Genomic DNA, 22042 nt, shown 5'->3' with positions numbered 1-22042 from the left:
ACTTAATTAAGATGTCGTCAACAGAAAAGTTGTATTATCCTGCCCTGCTCTTCGAAAAAAACCATGCCGCAGCCAGTAAGGTAAGAGCTACTATAATTCCGGACTCTCCCGTCCACAGCAGCACATTCTTACCACCGGAGGATGCATCGAAAACGTCCTGAATGATTGCATTCCATGACGCATGCAAGAAAACCGCTGGCCATACACTGCCAGTTGTTAGCCGTAGACGCCCTATAATGAAGCCGAAGGAGGTAATCGAAATCATAAATAAAATAATAGAGAGAACAGGGTAAGGACCTGAATAATAAGCCCCGGCAATCATTACGGGAAGATGCCATACCCCCCAGATGACCCCGCTAGTTAGAATCGGGTAAGGAACACGGGCATCGATAAGCCGAGTAAGCATATAGCCTCGCCATCCGAGTTCCTCACCAATACCGCCGATCAGACCTACAATTGTGCCGACAACCATTTGCATGAGTAAAAGTCCCATAAATACAACCGCAGGTGATCCCTTAATGAACGAATCCGGTGTGACGTATTGTACAAGCCCCGTAACCCAGGCAGTTCCGTAGGCAATAAGGCCAATGAATACAGGAAACAGCAATATAAAAGGCAATTTCTTCAGTGTTTGCCTTCCCCCCACCTTCAGGGATAAATCCGCTTTGCCTTCACGCAGCAGCAGGCGGCTGAAGATGGAGGACAGGCCAGGTGCCCACATTAGGAGTAGAACAAAGATTTCGGATTTCAATGCCAGCACGTACCCGAGTATAGAAAGAGGAATGAGCATTGCGAAGAAAACGAAAAGTCCCCGCCTAGCGAAACGAATACGCTCCTTCTCCCCGTCTGAGCTTGTGACAGGTGTGTTGCTAAAGTTTGTCTTCATGATGATGGAGCTCCTTTTTCGAAGTATGTATTTCCATTTAGAAGTATAGCAATTGCTCCACCATGATCAGAACAAGCTCAAGTCCCGTTTTCATCCCAGTCCGAAGCCTAGCAAAGAACAAAACTACAGTCTAGCCAAACGACTGAAATGGCGTATTTTTTCCTTGATGGTCTTCGATTCCGCTCCTGATTAAAACACCCATAACACCAAGATAACGCGGTGTCGCGTTATAATAACAGAGCATAAGAAAGACCGTCGAGGCTTCTCGACAGTCTGACTCTATGTATATGGAATTCTAAATATTGATATAGTCTCTTGCTTTTGCAATGACTACAAGACGAGCTGGAGCCTCATGATGAAGCCCCAGTGCCTTCCTTATTCATATACCATAACCCAATATCTTTCCTCTGACTTACCTTCTTCAACAACTTTCTTCCAACCATTATTCTCGTAAAACTTCATTGCTTTATGATTTTCGGATACACATTTCAATTTAATTGGCTTATTCATTTTTTCTATGGAGGCTTTAAGCAATTGACCACCAACACCCTTACCTGCGAAATCAGGATGAACGAATAAATGATGAATAAAATCCTCAGGCAAATATACAGAAGCAAATCCAAGGATACGAGAATCTTCCTCTGCTAAAAGGATATGCTCATCTACAGTATGCTTATCAAAGTCTTCTAAAGCCATCTCTTCTTTATTGGCCCAATGAAAACTTTTACGGCGAGATTCTAGATAGATATGTCTTAAATCAGCGTAGTCTGATTCACTTGCTACTTTAATAATCATTTGCACTCTCACTCTCTTTAATGACTCCCGAATATACATTGGGTTTATTTCGCCTTTAGAGCTTGTTTAATTTTATCATGTAAAACCTTTTCTCTCGTGATCGTAATGTACTCGTCCGTTTTATTAAAATAGTTTTTTGCACCTTGGATTAATGGGCGGTCTACACCATTTTCAGATACTACATATTTATATTCCCCATTATTAGTGGCTTTATGTAATACAATATTTATTTCCTTGCCGTTCTTATGTTCAAGATGTACAAGCTCGAATGTACCGCCTAAATCCTATACTATTATTTATGTATGGTGTTTACAAGAACCCATGTGCGACGAGGGTACGCCTGTACAAAAATCCTATCAAAAATCCATTGTTGCTAATTTTGATATGTGCTATTCTCAAACTATCAATTGATAATGAATATCGTTATCAATTTTAACATTTGAAATAGGAGGCTAGGAATGAAAAACTATTTATCGTCCTTTGTTTTATTACTATGCATCGTCCTGCTTTGTGCTTGTGGGTCTCAGGCACAGAGCAATACAATAGCATCTACTGAGAAAGGTTCAAACTCTGCCAATGAAACTGAAACAGTGACGAAAAAGTACACTGATTTTACAGGTCGCGAGGTTACAATCCCTGCAAATCCACAAAGAGTTGTTGTTGCTGCAGGCTCAGGGGCTATCATTGATTTGCAGGAATTAGGCTTTGAACCAGTAGGTTATCCTCATCGCTATTTTCAAAAGTCCTCAATCTTAAAGCCAATCCATGATCATTTAAGCAAGCAGGCGCCAGATATCGGAATGCCCACCAACCTTGAAACGGTTCTGAGCTTATCCCCTGATTTGATAATTCTGGGTTATGAGACGCAAGCTGACGAATACAATATGTTGAGCAAAATCGCACATGTCGCTAACTTTGATGAGTACTTGCCCCTCAAGGATCGCCTTACGGCGATTAGTAAAGTGGTCGGCAAGGAAAAAGAGGCCCAAAGCATCATTAATGATCTTGAGGAAAAAACGGAGAAGATGTTTAAATCGTTGCGAGAGCAGGGAAAAATTGCAGATAATGAGACTGCCGCTGTCGTCGTGTACTACTGGAACAAAGAAATGTATCTTATGAAAAATTTTGCTTTGTTCGATCTTATTAATCACCCTCTTGGCTACAAAATGTCTGAGAAAGTAGCTTCACTAAATCCGACAACCAGCCTTCCGTATATTCAAATAACTGAGGAAGAGATGCATAGTTCCTTGATTGCAGACAACCTGTTTATTCTTTACGACAACAACGTTGAAGCCAAGGAAGGCTTTAAGCAGTTACGGGAAAGCAGTTTGTTTCAAAACCTGGAGCCTGTCAAAAATGGAAAAGTCCATTATATTCCTCTTGAATACAATGATAGTGACGTAGTTACTACTCGAAAGCTGATTGAGACTTTCCCCAAAATATTAGAAACTGAAATGTTCAAATAAATAAAAAATTACAACACTATTGTAAGCCACTTTCATTTTCTTGGAGGTGGCTATTAGAAGTTGAAGCCTCTTTCACTATAGTAATAAAATCACAATTACATGGCAGGTGGCAACATGTTCTCGCTTGTGTTAACCGATGTGCTTACCCAAACCTACAGCGGTGAGGATTCGCTTGAGCTGAGTAGTTCAGACAATTATCGTTTGCTTATTGTCATTCAAGGAAGGCTGAGCATGCAATTCCAGCAGCATAATAGTATAGCTGAGGCTGGAACTTGTACACTTCTTCTACCGAATCACCTCTGTAGCTTGAAGGTGCATATATCCAGCAGGCTTTATTTGTTAACCTTTATTTCGATAGAGCAGCAGAAAAGTTTGGGGGCAACTGATCAGCTCATAAAGTCAATTACAGGAAAAACTTATTTACCGCTGTCAAATCTTATTAAATGCACAGAAAGCATTGCTCATAAGCCAGATGAGCAGGATGTGTTGCTTCAGTTGCATAAGCAGCAGCATTTTTTATACCTGCTTACTCTTTTAGTAGAACAACGAACACTTGAGGAACAGCAAGTATGCTTTGACCCAAACCATGCAGTAGAAGAAACCCTGCATTTTTTGCACAATAGCTATTCCATGAATGTCAGTGTACAGCAGTTAGCTGATAGGGCACAGCTTCCACGATGGCAATATCTACGTAGCTTCAAACAATTGACTGGCTGCAACCCAAGCAGCTATATTACTCATTTGCGAATGGAAGAAGCAAAGAGACTTTTAAGCAGTACGAATGAACGGATATGGGAGGTTGCCCAAAAAGTCGGTTATGATGACGAGCAATATTTTAACCGTCGATTCAAGCAATTAATGGGCATGTCTCCTGGGCAATATACACGCATACAAAATCATCAGCAGCAGGTTAAGGACTGGCGTGGAATAACCCAGCTCGTCCCTTCGTCAGCCAAACGTATCGTGTATGACGATGCAAGCACGTTAGGCGACTTGCTTGCATTGGGGATTGCTCCTATCGGAGCAAGCTTGCGGTTCTACAACTATGAACCTGTCATCCATCAGTTGGAGCGAACACAGGATATTGGTTTTCCAGTCAATTTGGAGAAAGTACGTGAACTTAACCCGGATCTCGTGCTACTGAGTCGTTATGCCTGTGAGCAATCCCCTCAGGTCAGTGAAATTGCACCAACCGTTGGCTTGAATGAGTATGCTTCGATGCATAATCGGCTAAGAAAGCTCGGTGAAATTCTTGGCGTATACGATACAACCAAGAAATGGATAGAAGAATATGACATAAGATGCGAGCTGATATGGAGAGAGCTTCAGACTAGAAAGTCCGAAAAGGAAACAGCGGTTGTCCTCTTCTATGACTCTAATAGAGAGCTGTATCTAATGCATCGCAATAGAGGATTACTACGAATTATTTATCATCCGATGGGCTTTAAAAGGGATGAGCGCATACAGCACATTCGGCCAAATCACGGAGACTATTATATCCACATTGATCCGAATATTATCGATCAATACGCTTTAGGGGATCGATTATTTATTTTAGTCCGACCATCTAATAACATGCGGTCTGCCAAAAAGGCTTTGCAAAGCTTGCCTGGTTGGAGCACTCTGCCTGCTGTAAAAAACGGAAGCGTACATTTTCTTAGTTCCCATTGGAATTCAGACGACGCTTGGACAAGCAGTTATACGCTAAATCATTTCACTCGGCTTTGGTCATAAAAGATAATGCACAAATCACTCGAACGCGATATTTTCAAAATAGGACATATTTGCTATGTCAAGCGTATGTTTCACGACATGTTTTTTGCTAAAGCTTTCGTTTCTCGATAACTCCTTATATCTAACCCAAAAGAACCGCCATATATAAGGCGGTCTATTTTGGTATATCTTTTTCGAATTCTCTTTTTCATTTCAATAAGAGCCTCAGCTTATCCGGATTCCTAACAAAGTACAGATTGCAAATCGCATTTTTCTCAACGTGTATCAGTACAACAACTTCGATGTGCTCGCCTGAACGGACAATAAGCCCTGTTTGACCATTTATATCCGTCATCTCGACATGCATACCACCTTCGTAATGAGGGGCCTTACGTATTAGACCTAGAAGGAACCGTGCGACGAGATCGCGCGATTCAATAGGATGGACGGCGGCGAACGCTTTGCCCCCTCCATCAGAGACCAACACGACATCTTCGGCGAGTATGGATACAACCGTGTCCACGTTTCCCAGTTCGAGAGCCTTCAGGAATCGACGGACCCACTCTTCGCTCGCCGCTTCTGAGTGAACCTGCTCATCGAGGGTTATCCCCATCTTTCCTCTCGCACGACTGAACAGTTTGCGGCAATTTGCTTCACTTTTGTCAACAAGCTCAGCAATATCTGAATATTCAAAGCCGAGCGCTTCACGTAGCACGAACACCGCCCGTTCCGTATGGGATAACCTTTCAAGCAACACGAGCATAGCATAAGACAACAGCTCGTCACGAACAACCGCTTCAAACGTTTCATCATTGGGAGTAAGAATGGGCTCAGGAAGCCATTGTCCGAAATACAGTTCACGCCGTTTACGAGCCGATTTGAATAAATCCCGACAGCGATTAGTCACCATTTTGCACAAATATGCTTTCGGTTCAACCAAACGCGCCAGATCTACGTCATTTATCTTCAGGAATACGTCCTGGACAACATCCTCCGCATCGGAGGCCGACCCGGTCAGCTGGTAGGCAAGCGTAAACAGCAGCCCTTTATATTGCTCATATAACTCTTGCATCTTACACTTCCATCCTTATCCTCTAATCCTCTATTTACATTATTTTAACAGGCTTGCCGAATCCCATGTGAATTTTCTCAGTCGCCAACCCAGCTTTCCCGTAAAAATAATATCTACCCCCCATATACGTGTCCATGCCATTCCATGCCCCGGACCTAAGCCAAAGCAGAAAAAGTCTATAAACCCCTTATGCGAAGGGGCAGAGCGCCCTTCAATATCCGCCGACAAAATCTTTCCAAGCCTTGCCGCTTGAGCAGTCGCTTCCTTACACGTCTTCCCGTCCGCCCGTCCGCTAGCAGGGTCTACGATTCGGGCGCAGTCGCCGATACTGTATACACCCTGAGCACCCTGAACACGATAACTTGCATCTACGATCACGTATCCTTCCGGAGTGACCGGTAACCCGATGTTTCTCAGCATTGGATTGGGTAACAGCCCCAGCGTCCAAACACATAGACCGACGGACATCGTTTCTCCGCTAGATAAGGTAAGCGTTCCCTCTTTCTCCTGTAATACTCTGCTCCCTTGTAAGACGGTTACTCCGCAAGCTTCAAGTGAACGTTCCAGTTTAAGCCCTACCTTGGCCGGGCCATCCGGGAACAGCCTATTATTCGCGTTAAATAATTTTATCCTTACAGCACTCGGGTCAAGTCCCAATTGCTGTGCATCTTCTCGAACGAAATGAGCCAGTTCGGCAGATGTCTCGATGCCGCTTATGCCTGCTCCCGCAACGGCAATGGTCATTAATCTCTGACGCTCTTTCGCGTTTGTTTCCTTAACGGCTTTTTGCATATTCGTGCGCCACGCCTCTCTGATCTTCCACGCGGCATCCAAGCTCGCCAATGCCACTCCCCCCTGATCAAGGTCGGGTTGCCGTACGACGCTGCCTACCGTCAAAACGAGAATGTCATATTTCATCGAATTCTCATTTCCTTCGGCATCCTGATAAAGCAGCCTTCTCTTCTCTGATTCGATTTTGGTTACGGTAGCCTGAACGATTTCAACCCCCTCGGGAAACAACCTTGTCAGTGGGACAATTATATCTTCGTTTCCAGCCGCAGGCTTAAAAAGCAAAACTTTGCGAAAGTGATAGGGATTCTTGTCGATTAGAATAAGTCGAAGCGGACGCTGGCTTGCATCACCCTTAAACGTTTTTCGAATCGCATTAACCGTATTAATGCCCGCATATCCTCCGCCAACGATGATACATATCAATTCTTTCATTGCAACCACTCCTTATTTTGTTTTGCTAATAAAACGAGATAAGGGGGCGTTTTGTGACATTAGACATATGTTGACGAATACCGATTAATCTAGACCTTTTCAAATCCATAATCCCTTTCAACCTTACATACTCTTGTTTTATAGGTGAGATACCAATCAGATATTCCTTTGCTTTGGGCCACTATTCCTCCGTTTTTTTATTACTATATCAATGTTAGTTCTTGAAGTACCTTGATGTATAGATTGTTTAACTAACATATATGTTCACTTCTTATTCTTTCAATTTCGTACCATAAGTATTATGCACTCCACATGTATCGTCTTTTCAAACAATAAAAAAATTATAAAATTGACGAACAAAGTAATAGTGTGTATATTATATATATACGATAGACACTCTATTGACGGGGGCGAGGTGATGGAACATGAAAATTATTATATCCAACGCATCGAGCGATCCGATATACATGCAGATTATAAACCAGATTAGACAGTGCATCTTGAGCGGTGAATTGAAAGCAGGTGAAATCCTTCCTTCCATCAGGCAGCTTGCCAAGGATTTACAAGTTAGTGTAATTACAACTAAGCGTGTATATGAAGAATTGGAGAAAGAGAAACTAATCGACTCTGTTGTAGGTAAGGGTTGTTTCGTATCTGGAGCAAATAAAGACTTTATACGGGAGCAGCGCATGAAACTATTAGAAGAGAAAATGATAGAAATCATTCGAGAAAGCAAGGAATTAAGCATGAATCAACAAGATCTAATTGATCATATAACACTATTTTTCGAGGAGGAACAGAACACATGAATGTAATCGAATTACGTAATCTAACGAAAACATACTCCCAATTTACAGTCGATAATATATCTTTGGATGTAAAACAAGGCTACATTACCGGACTCATTGGTCCGAACGGTGTTGGTAAAAGTACCTTGATCAAGATGATGCTCGGCATGGTCCGTCCAGACTCAGGGAGCGTGAAAATACTAGGCTGCGATATGCCTAAACAAGAAGTTGACATTAAACAACGCATCGGAATTGTGTCGGATGAATGCTACTATTATGAACATCTTAAGATTCGTGACACGGAGAAGATGATCGCACCGTTCTATAAGAAGTGGAACGAAAAGAAGTTTAACCGCTATCTTGAACAATTCGAGTTGTCCCCTAAGAAGAAGATCGAAGAATTATCCAAGGGGATGAAAATCAAGTTTTCTCTTGCAATTGCCTTATCGCATGAGGCAGAAATCTTAATCATGGATGAGCCTACCTCTGGACTTGATCCTGTATTTCGAAGGGAATTGCTCGATCTACTTGCGGATATGATGCAGGACGAGAGAAATTCCATTATTTTCTCGACCCATATTACAACAGATTTGGATCGTATTGCCGACTACATTACTTTCATCAATCGTGGAAAACTCGTATTTAATGAATCAAAAGATGAAGTATTGGAGAGATACGCAATCGTCAAAGGTGACTTACAACTGCTTGATTCGGATATTCGAAGTAAATTTATCGGGATTCGTGAGACTGCTGTCGGTTTTGAGGGCTTAGTAGATAATAGGCAGGATGCCTTACAGTTGTTTGGAAATTATGCTGTTTTCGACAAACCATCCTTAGAAGACATTATATATTTCACCGCCAAGGGAGGACGAATTCATGCTTAACTTGCTTCGTAAAGACTTCATCGCTCTAAAAAGCTCACTAGGAGTGGTTTTCCTTTATCTTGCTGTATTCAGCATCGCTTTTATGAAAATAGATTCGTCTATTCAACTTGTGGGTATCTATACAGCCTTTGCTACACTAAGTCTCGGTACAATGATAGATATCAAAAAAAATAATCATAATTTTCTGGTTACGCTGCCGATTAGCCGCAAGAATATTGTTCAAGCCAAATACGTAACAGCCATCATTTATACACTTTTTGGAGTTCTTGCTTCTTATGGGATTCACTCGCTCGTTAAATTAGCAGTCCCACAGCTAAACAAGCCAGACTATTCGGTCATGGACATACTAGTTCCAGTAGGAATATTGCTTATTCTAACTTCCATCTATATGCCGCTTTTTTACACACTTAGTAAAAAAGGAACCGGCATTATAAATGTCATATTTTTAATAATCCTAATTGCTCTGGCGCAACCTACAGCTATTTTTATGAATATGATGAACGACCAAGGCTTTAGTAGTGACCAAACGCTATTTCTTATCCCGATCGGTATCTTACTGTTTTTCATTGCTTCCTATTACTTAACTGTAAATCTGTTTACTAGAAAGGACCTATAGGAGGTTGCTTAGGTAATTAAACAAGTGAATAATAAGGAGAACTGATCAAATGAGAGATACATACAAAAAGGGTTCAAACAGCACTTGAGCGAAACTGTCACATCTCAAATATTCTTTCAGTACCATCAATATTAAGCACTCCACATGTGTGGAGTGCTGCTCACAGTGCATTTTCATTTGACCCCCTTACTCATCTCAATTGCAGCTCATCAAGAAAATTCGTTACAACCTGATAATAGCCACTCGGGTCATCGGAATGGACACCATGACCACATTGTTCAAAAGCTACAAGCTTTGTATTTGGTCTTCGTGATGCCATGAGCTCAGCTTGGCTTGAGTCTAATACGAAGCTTTTTTTACCCTGAATAAGAAGAATAGGACATGACGAGGTTAGCCAATCTTCCCACCAAATCCCACTTATGTTTTGTGCAGAAATTTTCATCCCTTTGAGATCAGAACGAAACCCCCAGCCCTTTTCATCCTCAAACACACTTTCCGCAAAATAATCGATGGCTTTAATTCCTATACGTTCAAGTGATGCTCTCAGCTCTTCTAATGAATCAGAACGGTTGGGAAGCTTCTCCGCAAAAGAGAGGTCAGAATGAATTTCTACGCCGATGTCTTCCACAATAACTGCCTTTACAAATTCAGGGTGACGGGAAGCAAACTGATATGCGTTTATTCCGCCTAAAGAATGACCCAGTATCGTTACAGCTTGTCCGCCCAGCTCAGTGCGAATAAGGTTAAGGATATCTTCCAAGTAGCTTTCTCTTGAGTAATCTGCTTCAGAAGAGTGTTCACTCCAACCATGACCACGCTGATCTAGACCAATCACTCGCCAATCTTCTTTCCATTTTAACGCTAATTGTGAAAAGGTTCGTGCATCATTCATATGTCCGTGTAATAGGAGTAACACTTGTGAGCTCTCCCCACCAAAGTCAAGGTAAGAGAGTTTCATATTGCCGGACCTGAAGTATTTTCTTGTCACAAATTGATTATCTTGTGAATGAAGCATGCCATTTCCTCCTTGTGTTCTAGATCATCTTCAACTTGCTTTCATATCAACCATAACAGATAATAGTGACAATGATTGTCGTAGTTAGTAAAAGGAGTATCGCCATGTCCAAAGCAAAAAGACTTATGGATTTAATGATGACAGTGAACCGAAAACGTAAGTTTACGGTAAAAGAGCTTGCCCGTGAGTTTAGCGTATCGTCGAGGACGATTTTAAGGGATTTACAGGAATTGAGTGAATTAGGTGTGCCCCTATACTCTGAAGTGGGACCTCATGGTGGTTACCGGGTATTAAAGGAAAGGATTCTGCCTCCTATAGCCTTCTCCGAGGAAGAAGCCATCGCTATCTTTTTTGCGGTTCATGCCCTTCGTCACTATTCTTCCCTTCCTTTTGAAACGGAATCTTCTTCGGCATTGAGCAAATTTTATTATTATATGCCACAGGACATCCAGGATCGGATTGACCAAATGAAAAACCGTGTCGATTTTGTAACTCCTATTAGGCAAATCAATTCTCCGTATTTATCTATCCTGCTAGATGCAGCCATTCAGCAAAAAGTGTTACTCATAGAGTATGAATCTCGAGAAAAGCGATCAAATCGGGAAATACAACCCATTGGAATATATACAAGGAACGGTTTATGGTACTGTCCCGCCTATTGCTTCCAGAGCGATGAGGTTCGTGTGTTCCGATGTGACAGAATCCATTCTGTCGTTCATTCAGCCTTAAAACCAATGGATCTTCGACATATTCACCTTGAAAATAGAGGATCGGATAGCCCCACGGGGCAAGAGGATGTCACACTTTATGCGGAACTAACGAAAGAGGGTGTCCAATTGTGTGAGGCTGAGCCTTGGCCAGTACCCAAGCTTCATATTCGTCAGGATGGAACCGGTTGGCTTGAAGGGAGCATTTCGAAGCGTGACATTCTGTTCTTCGCTAAGTTTTTCATTGGCTTAGGTAATGAAGCGACAGTCACACATCCACCAGAACTACTGGAATGTATTAAAATAAACCTTACCGAGCTCATGGCTAAATATGACTGCTGAGCGTTACTAATTGCTAGTATGTGCTGCCTATACGAATCCTACTATGAGAGGAAGATTTCTCTTGGATTTTCAGACGGATGACCTGGAGCTTGTAGAACGCTCTAAAAGTGGGGATCGGGATGCATTCAACGAGCTCGTCATCAAGCATCGGGCTAAAGCCGTAAATTGGGCATACTCCATCATTCATGATGCATACTGGGCAGAGGATATCGTGCAAGATGCTTTAATAAATTCGTATTTGCAGCTGGAATCTCTCGCACAGCCTGAGCGATTTATCCCTTGGCTGCGACAAATCGTACGTAATAAAGCTGTTGACACTCTGCGTAAAAACAAGAGAAATTCCTTATTCGCACAGCATACTGAAGAGGTTTCCACCGTAATAACGAACACTCCGGAAATCATATCGCTAACAAACGAATGGATGGAATCCATTTCTGCAATGATAGAATCGTTGTCTGAAAGAAACCGTAGTATTGTCGAGGCCTACTTCTTTCATCAGCATTCTCCCGAGGAACTTGCAGACGCCTTTTCTATCACAACAGGCAACGTATATAACATCATTTCAAGATCCAAAATGAAGCTGCAAGAGGAACGTTTTAAACGGGAAACGATAAAAAATATTGAGCAGTACAAGGCTATGGGTCTTGCTTCCTTTCATCTGTTACCTATCCCCCAATATCAATCCGCGTACACTTCTCTAGGTCATATCCTTCATGAGGTGCTTAATTACACGAACAATAACAACCATACCTTAAGCGACATAATGGGATTCACTGGACAAGCTTTTCGTATCCAAATGACAACCGATTGTGGCTTGAGCAGCAGCTTAATCTACGACTGGGGTTCGGTCATGGAAAGAATTGCGATAACGTACGGACACCGTGCGAAATGGATCGGTCGTCCTGAACGAGTGTTAACCCCTGACACTTTAATACAAGCTCTGGACATGATACGTGAATCTATCAATAAAGGGATGCCAGCTATCGTATGGAATTTAATCAAAGCTGAGTTTGGGATCATCTATGGCTATAACGATGCATCGGGACATTTTACTTATCGAAACGCTGTGCAGCATTCATTAGAGGTGCCTTATGACAAGCTGGGACGTACGTTGGATAATCCGGAGTTATTCGTCGGAGTAATTGAAGCAGTGGGAATGTCTACACAACCTTCAATCGCTCATGCACTCAATACGATCATCCGTCACGCTCGAGGCAAGGAAGCTACGGTTCCAGGCTATGTTACAGGGATTGCCGCTTATGCAGCTTGGATCAAAGCCTTCGAAGAGAACCGGGTGCTGCCAGTAGGACATGCTTATAATGTTGCTCTATTGACTGAAGCCCGACAGCATGCCATATTCTTTCTGAACAAATGGAAAGAGCATCCGACTATTCGTAGCGATCCGGGCACCGCTATCTTATGGCAGGATGCGATCAATGACTATAATGAGACTTATCAAGCTTTCACGCGACTGTACCCATCATTTCCATACGGAATGCCCGGCTTGCAAATCGATATCCATGAACAATCCATTCTTCAATTAAGACAAGCAAAAGATGCAGAGGAAAAAGGAATTGAACGGTTAGAACAAATTTTTTCAAAAATATCTATATACTCTTGATAGATCTTGGCTGTCACGAACGTCTTATAAATGAAACTCACAAGATTTGAAGGAGAGATTCATATGAAAGCATCGGCAATTCAAGGATCGGGAGTTCGGTCGGTAAGCGGCACCATGCTACACGTACAAGACTTGTCCGCAATGGCCGCTTGGTATGGGGAGATTCTAGGGGTTACAGTTAAAGAGATCGCTTCGGAAAAGCCTTATTACGAGTTTGATATGAATAATGGTGTCAACTTGATGCTGGATGATCATCGATTTATGCAGGACGAGCTACAACACCCGCAATTTATGTTAAAGACGCTCGACATCGATAAAACCTACGCCTGGGTCAAGCAGAACGACATCCCGATCGTACTAGATATACAAAAGGTTCATGAGGGATTAACCTACTTCAACATATTTGACCCGGAAGGAAATGTACTCATGATCATTGAATCGGATTGGGTAAATCCGAGCCCTATCGTACCCAACGCTGCGAATCACCCTATTACAAACCGCATTCAATGTATTGTAGTACCTGTAATCGACTTAAAAAGAGCAACGGAATGGTACGCCCGCCTGCTTGGACACTCCATAAAGCCCGAGCGCCAAGATGGAGGACCGATTTATTGGTTTGATATGGACAATGGGACTGGCGTTTTGCTTGACGATAATAGAAATCATCGCGATTGGGGTAAGTTTCCTTCTTTTATGTTGAATGCCTCCAATATTAATGAAGCTTATCGTTTCATGCAGGACAAGAAGGCACGGATCCTAATGGATATTCAACATGAGCATCATTTCTTTGCTGCTGATCCGGAAGGTAATGCCATTATCATTTGTTTGTAATAACTGAATATCAACTAACGCAAATGACCGCCTTTGTCTAAAAGGCGGTCATTTTGCTGTTCTAGAATAAAAACAATACTTTATTTCTTAGATTCTGGATTAAATTGAAAGAAGCCATCCCTGCCTTCCATTTCCGCATAAAATGTTAATTTTCCATCATTCCAGAATCGAGTGTGAACGGCCATAGCCTTTTCACCTAATATTTCTTCGGAAAGCATGCTCATCTTATGGCGATCAAGATCATACACAATGGTATCTTCTTTTCCCTTAATCTGCACTTCAACAGCAACGTATTTTTGTTCCGAATCCATTATCATTAAGCCTGAATCTTCAACTTCGCCGAGCGTAGCTATTTCTGAAAACTGCTTGCTGCCAACCTCATATTTCAACAGCACCAATCGCATCTGATTACCCTTTTGCCGATTTAATGTGAAAAACACGGTTCCTTTTGACTCTTGATATACAATGTTGAAAATTTTATCGTTAACCCAATTTGTTTCCTGTGGGATATCTTTGAGCGCAAAAATCGGCTGAGGAGCTTCATCATTAGTACTCATATTCACACTTTCACTTGAAGCTGATACGACCTGATTGTTTAGTTCCTCCATCCCGTCAATAAGATATCCTGATTCACCTTTTGAAACCCAGTAACGGGTAGTAACGATTTGATAAAAAGGATTGGCGTAGGATAAGTAAGTATCAGCATCAACAAACTCTTTTCCATTCTGCTGTCCACTCTTTATAATCTTGTATCCAACCTGACGAGGACTCGTACCTTTAAGATATCCCGGATCATAGCTGAAGAAGCTGTGAGCATAATCTTCATCCCTATAAATAAGCGCTTGAATCGAGCCAGCTACAATCGCTTCGGGAGGTGCAATCGTTTCTGAAACCTCGAATTGCATAAGTTTTTTCCACACTACATTCGTGTGAAACACTTTATAGACAAATAGCTGACGACTATCGCTGCTCCACACTGGCTCTTCAAAGGTATATCGAGGCTGCTGTTTACCTTCAATAGGCTCACCTGTATCGGAATCCCAAGCATCGACTAGCATGTTATGACTGACTTGTTTACTCGTCTTGAAGTCTGAATCTGCAACCCAAATATCTTGAAGCGCCGGTTCGCCCTGCATTTTGATATAGGCAATATATGCACCGTCATTGGAGACCGAAGGATATTGGCCTGAATCGAGTACACTTTCTTTCCCATCCACTAAACTTCTTCTTATAATTTTATTATTATTTTCAAAAATTATCGCATTGTGACCACTTATATAGGAAGGGTAAGAACCCGTTGTCATTTCCTTAATGGTGCCCTTCTTAACATTAATCTCTGAAATTTGTCCAGTGCTGTTATCACTGCCGTCCTCTGTTTTACTGCTAACACCATCAGAAGTCTTCTTAATTACATAGAGAATCCGGGAGCCGTCTTCTGACCATGAAGGAGTCTCGAGCATTTCCTGAGAAGCTGCCGACTTGAGAAGAGTCCGACTTGTCTTGCTGCTAATTTCATATATATACAGGCTTCCATCCTTAACATAAACCAGCTCGTCACCACTTGGAGATACACGAACAAAATTGATATTACCTGCTTCTAATTTGTATAAACCTTTCTTGTCGTAGGCATATAGTCCTCTGTTCTTCATTGGAAGATAGATGGTCCCTTTATACTCCGCCATACCTGAGCTATTCTCTTTCCCTAGCTGCTCCATCAGCGAAAATGAATTAAAAAAGTGCAGTGATGCTGCTTGAGCCTTAGGAACAGCTTTATCGTTTGGCCATAATGTACTCAATAGAACAAGACAGAGTATAAGCGCTGCAATGCTTATTAAGCTCTTACGGTAATGGTGTTGTTGTTTAGAGCGCTTGTTCACAAAAGATTGACGCAGATTATCCTTTAATTCCTCATTGACAGGAAGCTTTGTTTTTAGGTCCTTCATGAGACTTTCCCATTGTATGTCGTTCATTTCTGCGCCTCCATACATTTGTTTATTAACAATGCCATCTTTTGCTTAATACGATGAACTTTCGTTTTCATCCACATTTCCGCTTTGCCAACTATGCCGCTGATTTCCGAATATTTCATTTCAGCGATATACTTGAGGTTAATCATTTCTCTTTCTTCCGTAGTAAGCGATAGCAAGGATTGCTTCAAACAATCATTTTGTAGATCTATCGTTTCCAGAAGCTCAGTGGTATGCGTATAACCGAACACCTCTGGATCGTGTCCATATGCCCATTCTTTTCTTTTGCGATAATGATCAATAACTGTATTGCGGGCTATAGTAAAAAGCCATGGCTTCATACGTTCCAGCTCGACTCGGTTTTGATTAAAATGCTGAAATGCTTTACGAAAAATTTCACTGACGAGGTCGTCCGTATCCCACCTATTCCCCGTTTTATACAGTACAAATCGGTATACATCGTCAAAATACTCCTCATACATTGTCATAAACTGCCCATTCACGAGAGCTCCCCTCCCCTTTCCATAAACAATAACGTAGCCAACACGAAAAAGTATCAAGATTCAATTTATTACAGAGGGGATTATTATCTTTTTGATTAGTGGCCAAATATCACGAGGCTTGCTCACGATTTTGGACGCGATTGCTACCACCAGGTCTTTATCCGGAATCCAACAAATAGCGTTGCCGCCATCACCCATGGCAAAGTATGCAAAAATCCCGTCCTCTTCATCTAACCACCACAAATAACCGTATTTGTTGGCGTTCATCGCTGTCGACTCATCAATCCACGCTTTAGAAATAATTTGTTTATCGTCCCAAATACCGCCATTCAAATAAAGAAATCCAAAACGTGCCATATCTCTGGGAGTTAGCGTAAGCCCCCATCCTCCTGTGGAATTGCCGTTTGGGTCCTGTATCCATCCCTTTAGATTTTTCCCAAACACATCCTCGAGACCGAACGATTTCATAATGAAATCAGGAATCACTTTCATGCCAACAGGTCCAAATAAACGCTCATTCGCAAACTCTCGGGCACTTTTACCAGTGGTACGTGTAATAATAGCCGAAAGCAGGTGCGTCCCCGCAGTGCAATATTGGAATGTGCCGGGTCTCCCTTTCTGGCCCAACAGGTCAAGGGTATACTTAATCCAATCCTTCTGCCTCCGCAGTCTGTCCAGCGGCTCCTGTACTCCACCCCCTGGTTTCCATGTAAAGGGAAACGGCGCCGTCATAGTGAGAAGATGTCGTAGGGTTATCGCCCGCTTCTGTATATCGATAGCTCCGGAATCATATTCGGGGAAGAAATCCATGACTTTTTCGTCAACACTTTTGATATATCCTGTATCTATAGCAATGCCAATAAGGGCAGATATGATACTTTTCGTCACTGAAGCGACATGGTAAGTGTCATTCGGGTCGCAGCTGCTATCGTATTTTTCATAGGCAATATACCCCTTATGCACGACAACAATACCAGTTAGATTGCTATATTGGGCTTTTAGTATAGATTCAAGCTCTGAAAGCTTTTCCGTGTCCATTCCTAAAGCTGCTGGGTCCTGCGTCCGCCACTCTGTTGCTGGCCAGTAATCTCTTCGCATTATAGATACCTCCCGGTTATTGACTTTGGATTTTCTTTCAGTGCTCCGGGCGATCCCTCCGCAATGATATACCCTCCGTCTGGGCCGCCGCCCGGCCCAAGCTCAATAATCCAGTCGCAGGAAGTAAGAACAGTCGTGTTATGCTCAATAACGATTACCGAATTACCATTGGCTATAAGCTCGTCTAACAGTTCGATGAGCATTGCGGTATCATACAGACTAAGACCAGTAGTAGGCTCATCAAGTATATAAAGGATATTACCTTTCCGTCTTCGGCCAATCTCTTTTGCGAGTTTTATCCTTTGTGCTTCGCCGCCGCTTAATGTTGGGGTAGACTGACCAATTTTAATGTAGCCCATGCCAATTCGCTCCAACACTTTCAAAATCCCAACAATCCCCTTGTTATCTTCAAAGAAAGTAACGGCTTCCGACACGCTCATTTCAAGAACTTCATAAATATTTTTACCGTTGTATTTGACCGATAAGGCTACATCATTAAACCTTTTCCCCTGGCATTCTGCGCATGTTTTTTCTATTTTAAGATTGCCGCCCAGTCGGATTGTCTCATTACCGCTGCCACCACATACCGAACACGCGCCTTTTGAGTTGAATGAGAAATGACCTGCCGATAATTTTTGCTCGTTGGCTTCCTGTTGATTGGCAAACAGGCTACGTATTTTATCCCAAATACCGATATAGGTTGCCGGGTTGGAGTTCGAGTTCCTACCAATCTGAGCCTGTGATATTTCTGCGTATCCACAAATATGTTCCATACCCTCCAGCCTGTCCGCAACAGTTGGCGCCACCGTTACTTCTTCTTCGCCGTCCATTTCGTTTTCTTCGTTGTCTGCCGACGTGTCACGAAAATGGCTTTTCAGAAGAGGAAGCATTGTATCTGCAATCAGCGAGCTTTTCCCGCTTCCCGACAGTCCCGCTATCCCGACCATAGCTTGTAAAGGGAATTCAACTGTCACATCCTTGAGGTTGTTGGTTTTGGCATGTCTGATTGTCAGACATCGTACCAATGCAACACTCTGATGAATAGCTCTAGTAGGCATGGTCGTTTTGCCCGAAAGATACTGACCTGTTATAGATTCTTTGCACTTGAGCAATCCTTCTAAATCACCCTGATAAACAACCTGCCCACCTTCTATACCAGCTTTGGGCCCTATATCAATGATATGCTCCGCCATTCTAATTGCATTCTTATCATGCTCTACAACAATAACCGTGTTGCCCAAGTCCGTTAGCTCCCGAATAGATTTTAGAAGCTCAGCTTTTTCAGACTCATGAAGTCCTGCTGTTGGTTCGTCGAGAACATAAATCAGCGAATCCATTTTCGAATCCAAATGGGACTGAAGGAATAGCCGCTGTATTTCTCCACCACTCAAGGTTGGCATTTCTCTGTACAGGGAAAGGTGGCCGAGCCGTGCTCTAATCAAGCTATTCGTTTTACGACATATATCTTGAAGCAGGTTCTTACCAAATGGAGTGAGCGAATTTTGCTGGAGTATATCTTCAAGGAATTTATGCATTTCTGAGATTGTCATTAATCCAAGCTCGCCAATATGCTTGCCATTTAACAGCACTCTTCGTGCTTCTTCTCCAGTCCTAAACCCGTGGCATTCGGAACATAGAACATTGGCATACACACCATTTAAATCTTCTCCTCTTTGACGGCGACCCTGAAAAATTTTTGTTAAACAAGCGCTGAGCTTATCAGAATTGCCGTTTGAATAATGTCCATAGATGATTTCTTCCTTCACTTCTTCGGGTAATTGTAAGTAAGGCATCGCTAAATATTCATTGAACCTTCTTTGAAATAACCGTTTATAACCAGGGGTCAGCCCCACTCCATCAAGAACCTGCTCAAAGGTCGTACGGCTATCCGTCACAAAGCTTTCCATATTAACTTCAAAATACGCACCACGCCCGGAACACTTGATACACATACCATTCGGAGAGTTATTGGAAAAATAACTGGGTGGCAGCCGTTCCTCAATATTCCCGCATGTTAAGCAAGAAAGACTGTCACTCACAGGTTCTCCGCAAGAGGAACAACTGATTTCACCCTCTCCGGCATAGAGGAGTGCCAGCATATTAATGATATTGGTCCTTGAGCCGACGGTTGAACGTGCGTTGCTTTGGCGTATAATATTTTGCTGCACGGCTATGGCAGGGCTCAGGCCTTGTATACTATCGAATTTGTCTTCATCATCAAGACCTGCAAGTATACCTAAAGACTGCAGATATTGTTTGCGACCTTCCTCGAAAATAATATCGAACATAAGGCTGGATTTGCCCGACCCGCTGACACCTGTTGCGACTACCAGCTTGTTTTTAGGGATGGAGATGTCTATATTTTTGAGATTATGCACCCGCGCGCCTTTTATGGTTATGTTTTTCATTAAATCGCCCCTTACTATATTTGCTATGCAAGAGGTCCTATCGGTAAGTAGATATCAACCAATTGCTTTTTTCGTGGATCTGAGTTTGGTTCGGTAAGGTACACTTCAAAGCTTGAGGTGTCGCGAGGAAGATAACCACTTTGGGGCAGCCATTCACCACACAAGTAATCCCAAGCTGCACTATACTCATTGGGGAAAATTTCAAAGTGACCTACAGCATACCTCCCAGAAGGTATCACCATAATTCCTATATCACTTTCCCCATTGTCTACGACCTCAACAGCGTTACTTGGAATCGTTATACAGAGGCTGGTCCTTCTATGGTGATCCTCTGTAATTTCTGGATTATCATGATAAATCGTTAACACTTTTATTGTTCTGGGATCAATGAGATTTCGTTCGTTTAAATAATGAAACAGCTGTTGCATAAGAGATCCAAAAACAATCTTTAGATCTTCATACGTACCCAGGTGTCTCACATAGGCAACGTGCATTTCATCAATTGTTTTAATGGCAACCTTCCCTTGTACTTTGTTTTCGTTATCCCTTCGTGTTGTTTTCATCATATCTTCATGATAGGGAGAATTTTTAGTCAAGTCTTTGCAATTCTTGCGGTATTGATTTCTATAATAGCTGGGGCTTACTTGATAATAATTTTTGAAAGCTCGGGAAAAAATGGCCGTATCCGCAAAGCCAAATTGATACGCTATGTCCGTAACTGTCATGTCTGATCTATAAATAAGGAAATTCAAAGCTTTCTCCAGCTTCACACGATTTACATACTGCAACAAAGATTCATTCACGACACCCTTAAAAATCCGATGAAAATGATACTTTGAGAAACCTGCAATGGTAGCAAGCTCATCTAATGAAAGAGAATCGTACACATTTGCTTCTATGTAATCCTGCACTTTATGAATGCGACGTAAATACTCCATTTTGCTTTGAGAGTTTGTCATCAGTTATCCCTCTTTCTAGCTTCTCTCTTCCAGTAATCACCAAAAACCCTTCCAATCAAGTTGATGTTAACTTGGGTGAGAGGATTCTGCAAGATTAATATAGGATTATGGTTCATGATTCTACTAATGCTTCCGGTACTATGAGTAGAAGGTCTGGCTCAGTCCAAATACCTTGTTTGGATCAGGCACGATTGGTTGGGGTTCGATTGGTCGGGGTTGTACGATTAGTTCGAACAACGGGGTCTTAATGAGGCACGGTTGGTTCGTGTTGTTCGAATATTTCGAGCAACGCAATCTGGATGTGGCATGGTTGGTTGGGGTTGTTCGAATATTTCGAACAACGGGGTCTGGATGTGGCACGGTTGGTGCCTGTTGTACGATTATTTCGAACAACAGGTTCTGGATGTGGCACGATTGGTTGGGGTTGTTAGAATATTTCGAGCAACAGGGTCTAAATAAGGCATGGTTGGTGCCTGTTGTACGATTATTTCGAACAACGAGGTCTGGATGAGGCTCGATTGGTTCGTGTTGTTCGAATTTTTCGAGAAACGAGGTCGGAATGAGGCTCGATTGGTGCCTGTTGTACGATTATTTCGAACAACGGGGTCTGAATGAGGCTCGATTGGTTCGTTTTGTTCGAATATTTCGAGAAACGAGGTCTGGATGTGGCACGGTTGGTGCCTGTTGTACGATTATTTCGAACAACAGGTTCTGGATGTGGCACGATTGGTTGGGGTTGTTCGAATATTTCGAGCAACAGGGTCTAAATGAGGCATGGTTGGTGCCTGTTGTACGATTATTTCGAACAACGAGGTCTGGATGAGGCTCGATTGGTTCGTGTTGTTCGAATTTTTCGAGAAACGAGGTCGGAATGAGGCTCGATTGGTGCCTGTTGTACGATTATTTCGAACAACGGGGTCTTAATGAGGCACGGTTGGTTCGTTTTGTTCGAATATTTCGAGCAACGCAATCTGGAAGTGGCATGGTTGGTTGGGGTTGTACGATTATTTCGAACAACGGGGTCTGAATGAGGCACGGTTGGTTCGTGTTGTACGAATATTTCGAGAAACGAGGTCTGGATGTGGCACGGTTGGTGCCTGTTGTACAATTATTTCGAACAACGAGCTCTGGATGTGGCACGATTGGT

20 protein-coding genes are annotated in these 22042 nt (G+C 42.4%); 10 read left to right on the top strand and 10 right to left on the bottom strand.

Going from position 1 to position 22042, the window contains the following annotated elements; all coding sequences use genetic code 11:
* Positions 1-34: 34 nt before the first annotated feature.
* Together KCTCHS21_RS13795 and KCTCHS21_RS13790 are read right to left on the bottom strand one after the other, a co-directional pair.
* Positions 35-886: a type II CAAX endopeptidase family protein gene (locus tag KCTCHS21_RS13795; protein WP_130609068.1), complete on the bottom strand. Its 852-nt coding sequence runs from the start codon at positions 884-886 to the stop codon at positions 35-37.
* Between the two features lie 375 nt (positions 887-1261).
* Complete coding sequence (locus KCTCHS21_RS13790) at positions 1262-1681, bottom strand: GNAT family N-acetyltransferase (protein ID WP_130609065.1); 420 nt, start codon at positions 1679-1681, stop codon at positions 1262-1264.
* A 458-nt stretch (positions 1682-2139) separates the two neighbouring features.
* Between KCTCHS21_RS13790 and KCTCHS21_RS13785 the strand changes: the two genes are divergently transcribed.
* Together KCTCHS21_RS13785 and KCTCHS21_RS13780 are read left to right on the top strand one after the other, a co-directional pair.
* Complete coding sequence (locus KCTCHS21_RS13785; protein ID WP_130609062.1) at positions 2140-3147, top strand: ABC transporter substrate-binding protein; 1008 nt, start codon at positions 2140-2142, stop codon at positions 3145-3147.
* A gap of 99 nt (positions 3148-3246) precedes the next feature.
* Positions 3247-4881 carry a helix-turn-helix domain-containing protein gene (locus KCTCHS21_RS13780; RefSeq protein WP_130609059.1) on the top strand — a complete coding sequence of 545 codons (1635 nt, stop codon included), beginning with the start codon at positions 3247-3249 and terminating at the stop codon, positions 4879-4881.
* A 187-nt stretch (positions 4882-5068) separates the two neighbouring features.
* On the opposite strand, the gene KCTCHS21_RS13775 is transcribed toward KCTCHS21_RS13780, so the two are convergent.
* Together KCTCHS21_RS13775 and KCTCHS21_RS13770 are read right to left on the bottom strand one after the other, a co-directional pair.
* On the bottom strand, positions 5069-5932 hold the full coding sequence (locus KCTCHS21_RS13775; RefSeq protein ID WP_130609056.1) for an RNA polymerase sigma-70 factor: 864 nt from the start codon (positions 5930-5932) through the stop codon (positions 5069-5071).
* A 39-nt stretch (positions 5933-5971) separates the two neighbouring features.
* Complete coding sequence (locus KCTCHS21_RS13770; RefSeq protein ID WP_130609053.1) at positions 5972-7156, bottom strand: NAD(P)/FAD-dependent oxidoreductase; 1185 nt, start codon at positions 7154-7156, stop codon at positions 5972-5974.
* A 425-nt stretch (positions 7157-7581) separates the two neighbouring features.
* Between KCTCHS21_RS13770 and KCTCHS21_RS13760 the strand changes: the two genes are divergently transcribed.
* The 3 genes from KCTCHS21_RS13760 to KCTCHS21_RS13750 are packed head-to-tail and all read left to right on the top strand — an operon-like array spanning position 7582 to position 9444.
* Entirely contained in the window at positions 7582-7965 is a 384-nt protein-coding gene (locus KCTCHS21_RS13760) for a GntR family transcriptional regulator (RefSeq protein ID WP_130609050.1), read from the top strand.
* The gene (locus tag KCTCHS21_RS13755; RefSeq protein WP_130609047.1) at positions 7962-8828 is read left to right on the top strand and encodes an ABC transporter ATP-binding protein; all 867 of its coding nucleotides are present in this window, start codon (positions 7962-7964) and stop codon (positions 8826-8828) included. The genes KCTCHS21_RS13760 and KCTCHS21_RS13755 overlap by 4 nt, the downstream gene beginning before the upstream one ends.
* On the top strand, positions 8821-9444 hold the full coding sequence (locus KCTCHS21_RS13750; RefSeq protein WP_130609044.1) for an ABC-2 transporter permease: 624 nt from the start codon (positions 8821-8823) through the stop codon (positions 9442-9444). The genes KCTCHS21_RS13755 and KCTCHS21_RS13750 overlap by 8 nt, the downstream gene beginning before the upstream one ends.
* A 190-nt stretch (positions 9445-9634) precedes the next feature.
* Here the strand turns inward: KCTCHS21_RS13750 and KCTCHS21_RS13745 are convergent, their stop codons facing one another.
* Positions 9635-10459 carry an alpha/beta fold hydrolase gene (locus KCTCHS21_RS13745; protein WP_130609041.1) on the bottom strand — a complete coding sequence of 275 codons (825 nt, stop codon included), beginning with the start codon at positions 10457-10459 and terminating at the stop codon, positions 9635-9637.
* A gap of 104 nt (positions 10460-10563) precedes the next feature.
* Between KCTCHS21_RS13745 and KCTCHS21_RS13740 the strand changes: the two genes are divergently transcribed.
* The 3 genes from KCTCHS21_RS13740 (at position 10564) to KCTCHS21_RS13730 (ending at position 13960) form a co-directional block, all read left to right on the top strand.
* Positions 10564-11508, top strand: a complete 945-nt coding sequence (locus KCTCHS21_RS13740) for a helix-turn-helix transcriptional regulator (RefSeq protein WP_130609038.1) — start codon at positions 10564-10566, stop codon at positions 11506-11508.
* Between the two features lie 61 nt (positions 11509-11569).
* Positions 11570-13129, top strand: a complete 1560-nt coding sequence (locus KCTCHS21_RS13735; protein ID WP_157994042.1) for an RNA polymerase sigma factor — start codon at positions 11570-11572, stop codon at positions 13127-13129.
* Positions 13130-13192: 63 nt separating this feature from the next.
* Positions 13193-13960, top strand: coding sequence for a VOC family protein (locus KCTCHS21_RS13730; RefSeq protein WP_157994041.1), 768 nt, complete (start codon positions 13193-13195; stop codon positions 13958-13960).
* 80 nt (positions 13961-14040) lie between these two features.
* Here the strand turns inward: KCTCHS21_RS13730 and KCTCHS21_RS13725 are convergent, their stop codons facing one another.
* Genes KCTCHS21_RS13725 through KCTCHS21_RS13705 form a run of 5 tightly spaced genes read right to left on the bottom strand, consistent with a single transcriptional unit; the run spans position 14041 to position 20895 of the window.
* Complete coding sequence (locus tag KCTCHS21_RS13725; RefSeq protein ID WP_157994040.1) at positions 14041-15930, bottom strand: TolB family protein; 1890 nt, start codon at positions 15928-15930, stop codon at positions 14041-14043.
* Positions 15927-16430: an RNA polymerase sigma factor gene (locus tag KCTCHS21_RS13720; protein WP_145988946.1), complete on the bottom strand. Its 504-nt coding sequence runs from the start codon at positions 16428-16430 to the stop codon at positions 15927-15929. The genes KCTCHS21_RS13725 and KCTCHS21_RS13720 overlap by 4 nt, the downstream gene beginning before the upstream one ends.
* 60 nt (positions 16431-16490) lie before the next feature.
* On the bottom strand, positions 16491-17528 hold the full coding sequence (locus tag KCTCHS21_RS13715; protein WP_130609021.1) for a serine hydrolase domain-containing protein: 1038 nt from the start codon (positions 17526-17528) through the stop codon (positions 16491-16493).
* Positions 17528-19936: an excinuclease ABC subunit UvrA gene (locus tag KCTCHS21_RS13710; protein WP_130609018.1), complete on the bottom strand. Its 2409-nt coding sequence runs from the start codon at positions 19934-19936 to the stop codon at positions 17528-17530. The genes KCTCHS21_RS13715 and KCTCHS21_RS13710 overlap by 1 nt, the downstream gene beginning before the upstream one ends.
* Positions 19937-19959: 23 nt before the next feature.
* On the bottom strand, positions 19960-20895 hold the full coding sequence (locus tag KCTCHS21_RS13705; RefSeq protein WP_130609015.1) for an AraC family transcriptional regulator: 936 nt from the start codon (positions 20893-20895) through the stop codon (positions 19960-19962).
* 247 nt (positions 20896-21142) lie between these two features.
* Between KCTCHS21_RS13705 and KCTCHS21_RS13700 the strand changes: the two genes are divergently transcribed.
* Both KCTCHS21_RS13700 and KCTCHS21_RS31140 read left to right on the top strand, forming a co-directional pair.
* Positions 21143-21406, top strand: coding sequence for a hypothetical protein (locus KCTCHS21_RS13700; RefSeq protein WP_130609012.1), 264 nt, complete (start codon positions 21143-21145; stop codon positions 21404-21406).
* 48 nt (positions 21407-21454) lie between these two features.
* Positions 21455-21718, top strand: a complete 264-nt coding sequence (locus tag KCTCHS21_RS31140) for a hypothetical protein (RefSeq protein WP_130609009.1) — start codon at positions 21455-21457, stop codon at positions 21716-21718.
* Positions 21719-22042: the final 324 nt, after the last annotated feature.

The sequence above is a fragment of the Cohnella abietis genome (assembly GCF_004295585.1).
GTDB classification, from domain to species: domain Bacteria; phylum Bacillota; class Bacilli; order Paenibacillales; family Paenibacillaceae; genus Cohnella; species Cohnella abietis.
This window is presented reverse-complemented; position numbering and strand designations above follow the sequence as displayed.

Excerpts from the sequence above, each read along its gene's own strand:
- KCTCHS21_RS13785 (WP_130609062.1), top strand. The coding sequence starts at position 2,140 with ATGAAAAACTATTTATCGTCCTTTGTTTTATTACTATGCATCGTCCTG.
- KCTCHS21_RS13780 (WP_130609059.1), top strand. The coding sequence starts at position 3,247 with ATGGCAGGTGGCAACATGTTCTCGCTTGTGTTAACCGATGTGCTTACC.
- KCTCHS21_RS13770 (WP_130609053.1), bottom strand. The coding sequence starts at position 7,156 with ATGAAAGAATTGATATGTATCATCGTTGGCGGAGGATATGCGGGCATT.
- KCTCHS21_RS13760 (WP_130609050.1), top strand. The coding sequence starts at position 7,582 with ATGAAAATTATTATATCCAACGCATCGAGCGATCCGATATACATGCAG.
- KCTCHS21_RS13715 (WP_130609021.1), bottom strand. The coding sequence starts at position 17,528 with ATGCGAAGAGATTACTGGCCAGCAACAGAGTGGCGGACGCAGGACCCA.
- KCTCHS21_RS13740 (WP_130609038.1), top strand. The coding sequence starts at position 10,564 with ATGTCCAAAGCAAAAAGACTTATGGATTTAATGATGACAGTGAACCGA.
- KCTCHS21_RS13775 (WP_130609056.1), bottom strand. The coding sequence starts at position 5,932 with ATGCAAGAGTTATATGAGCAATATAAAGGGCTGCTGTTTACGCTTGCC.
- KCTCHS21_RS13710 (WP_130609018.1), bottom strand. The coding sequence starts at position 19,936 with ATGAAAAACATAACCATAAAAGGCGCGCGGGTGCATAATCTCAAAAAT.
- KCTCHS21_RS13790 (WP_130609065.1), bottom strand. The coding sequence starts at position 1,681 with ATGATTATTAAAGTAGCAAGTGAATCAGACTACGCTGATTTAAGACAT.
- KCTCHS21_RS13730 (WP_157994041.1), top strand. The coding sequence starts at position 13,193 with ATGAAAGCATCGGCAATTCAAGGATCGGGAGTTCGGTCGGTAAGCGGC.
- KCTCHS21_RS13795 (WP_130609068.1), bottom strand. The coding sequence starts at position 886 with ATGAAGACAAACTTTAGCAACACACCTGTCACAAGCTCAGACGGGGAG.
- KCTCHS21_RS13750 (WP_130609044.1), top strand. The coding sequence starts at position 8,821 with ATGCTTAACTTGCTTCGTAAAGACTTCATCGCTCTAAAAAGCTCACTA.
- KCTCHS21_RS13700 (WP_130609012.1), top strand. The coding sequence starts at position 21,143 with ATGAGGCACGGTTGGTTCGTGTTGTTCGAATATTTCGAGCAACGCAAT.
- KCTCHS21_RS13755 (WP_130609047.1), top strand. The coding sequence starts at position 7,962 with ATGAATGTAATCGAATTACGTAATCTAACGAAAACATACTCCCAATTT.
- KCTCHS21_RS13705 (WP_130609015.1), bottom strand. The coding sequence starts at position 20,895 with ATGACAAACTCTCAAAGCAAAATGGAGTATTTACGTCGCATTCATAAA.
- KCTCHS21_RS31140 (WP_130609009.1), top strand. The coding sequence starts at position 21,455 with ATGAGGCTCGATTGGTGCCTGTTGTACGATTATTTCGAACAACGGGGT.
- KCTCHS21_RS13745 (WP_130609041.1), bottom strand. The coding sequence starts at position 10,459 with ATGCTTCATTCACAAGATAATCAATTTGTGACAAGAAAATACTTCAGG.
- KCTCHS21_RS13725 (WP_157994040.1), bottom strand. The coding sequence starts at position 15,930 with ATGAACGACATACAATGGGAAAGTCTCATGAAGGACCTAAAAACAAAG.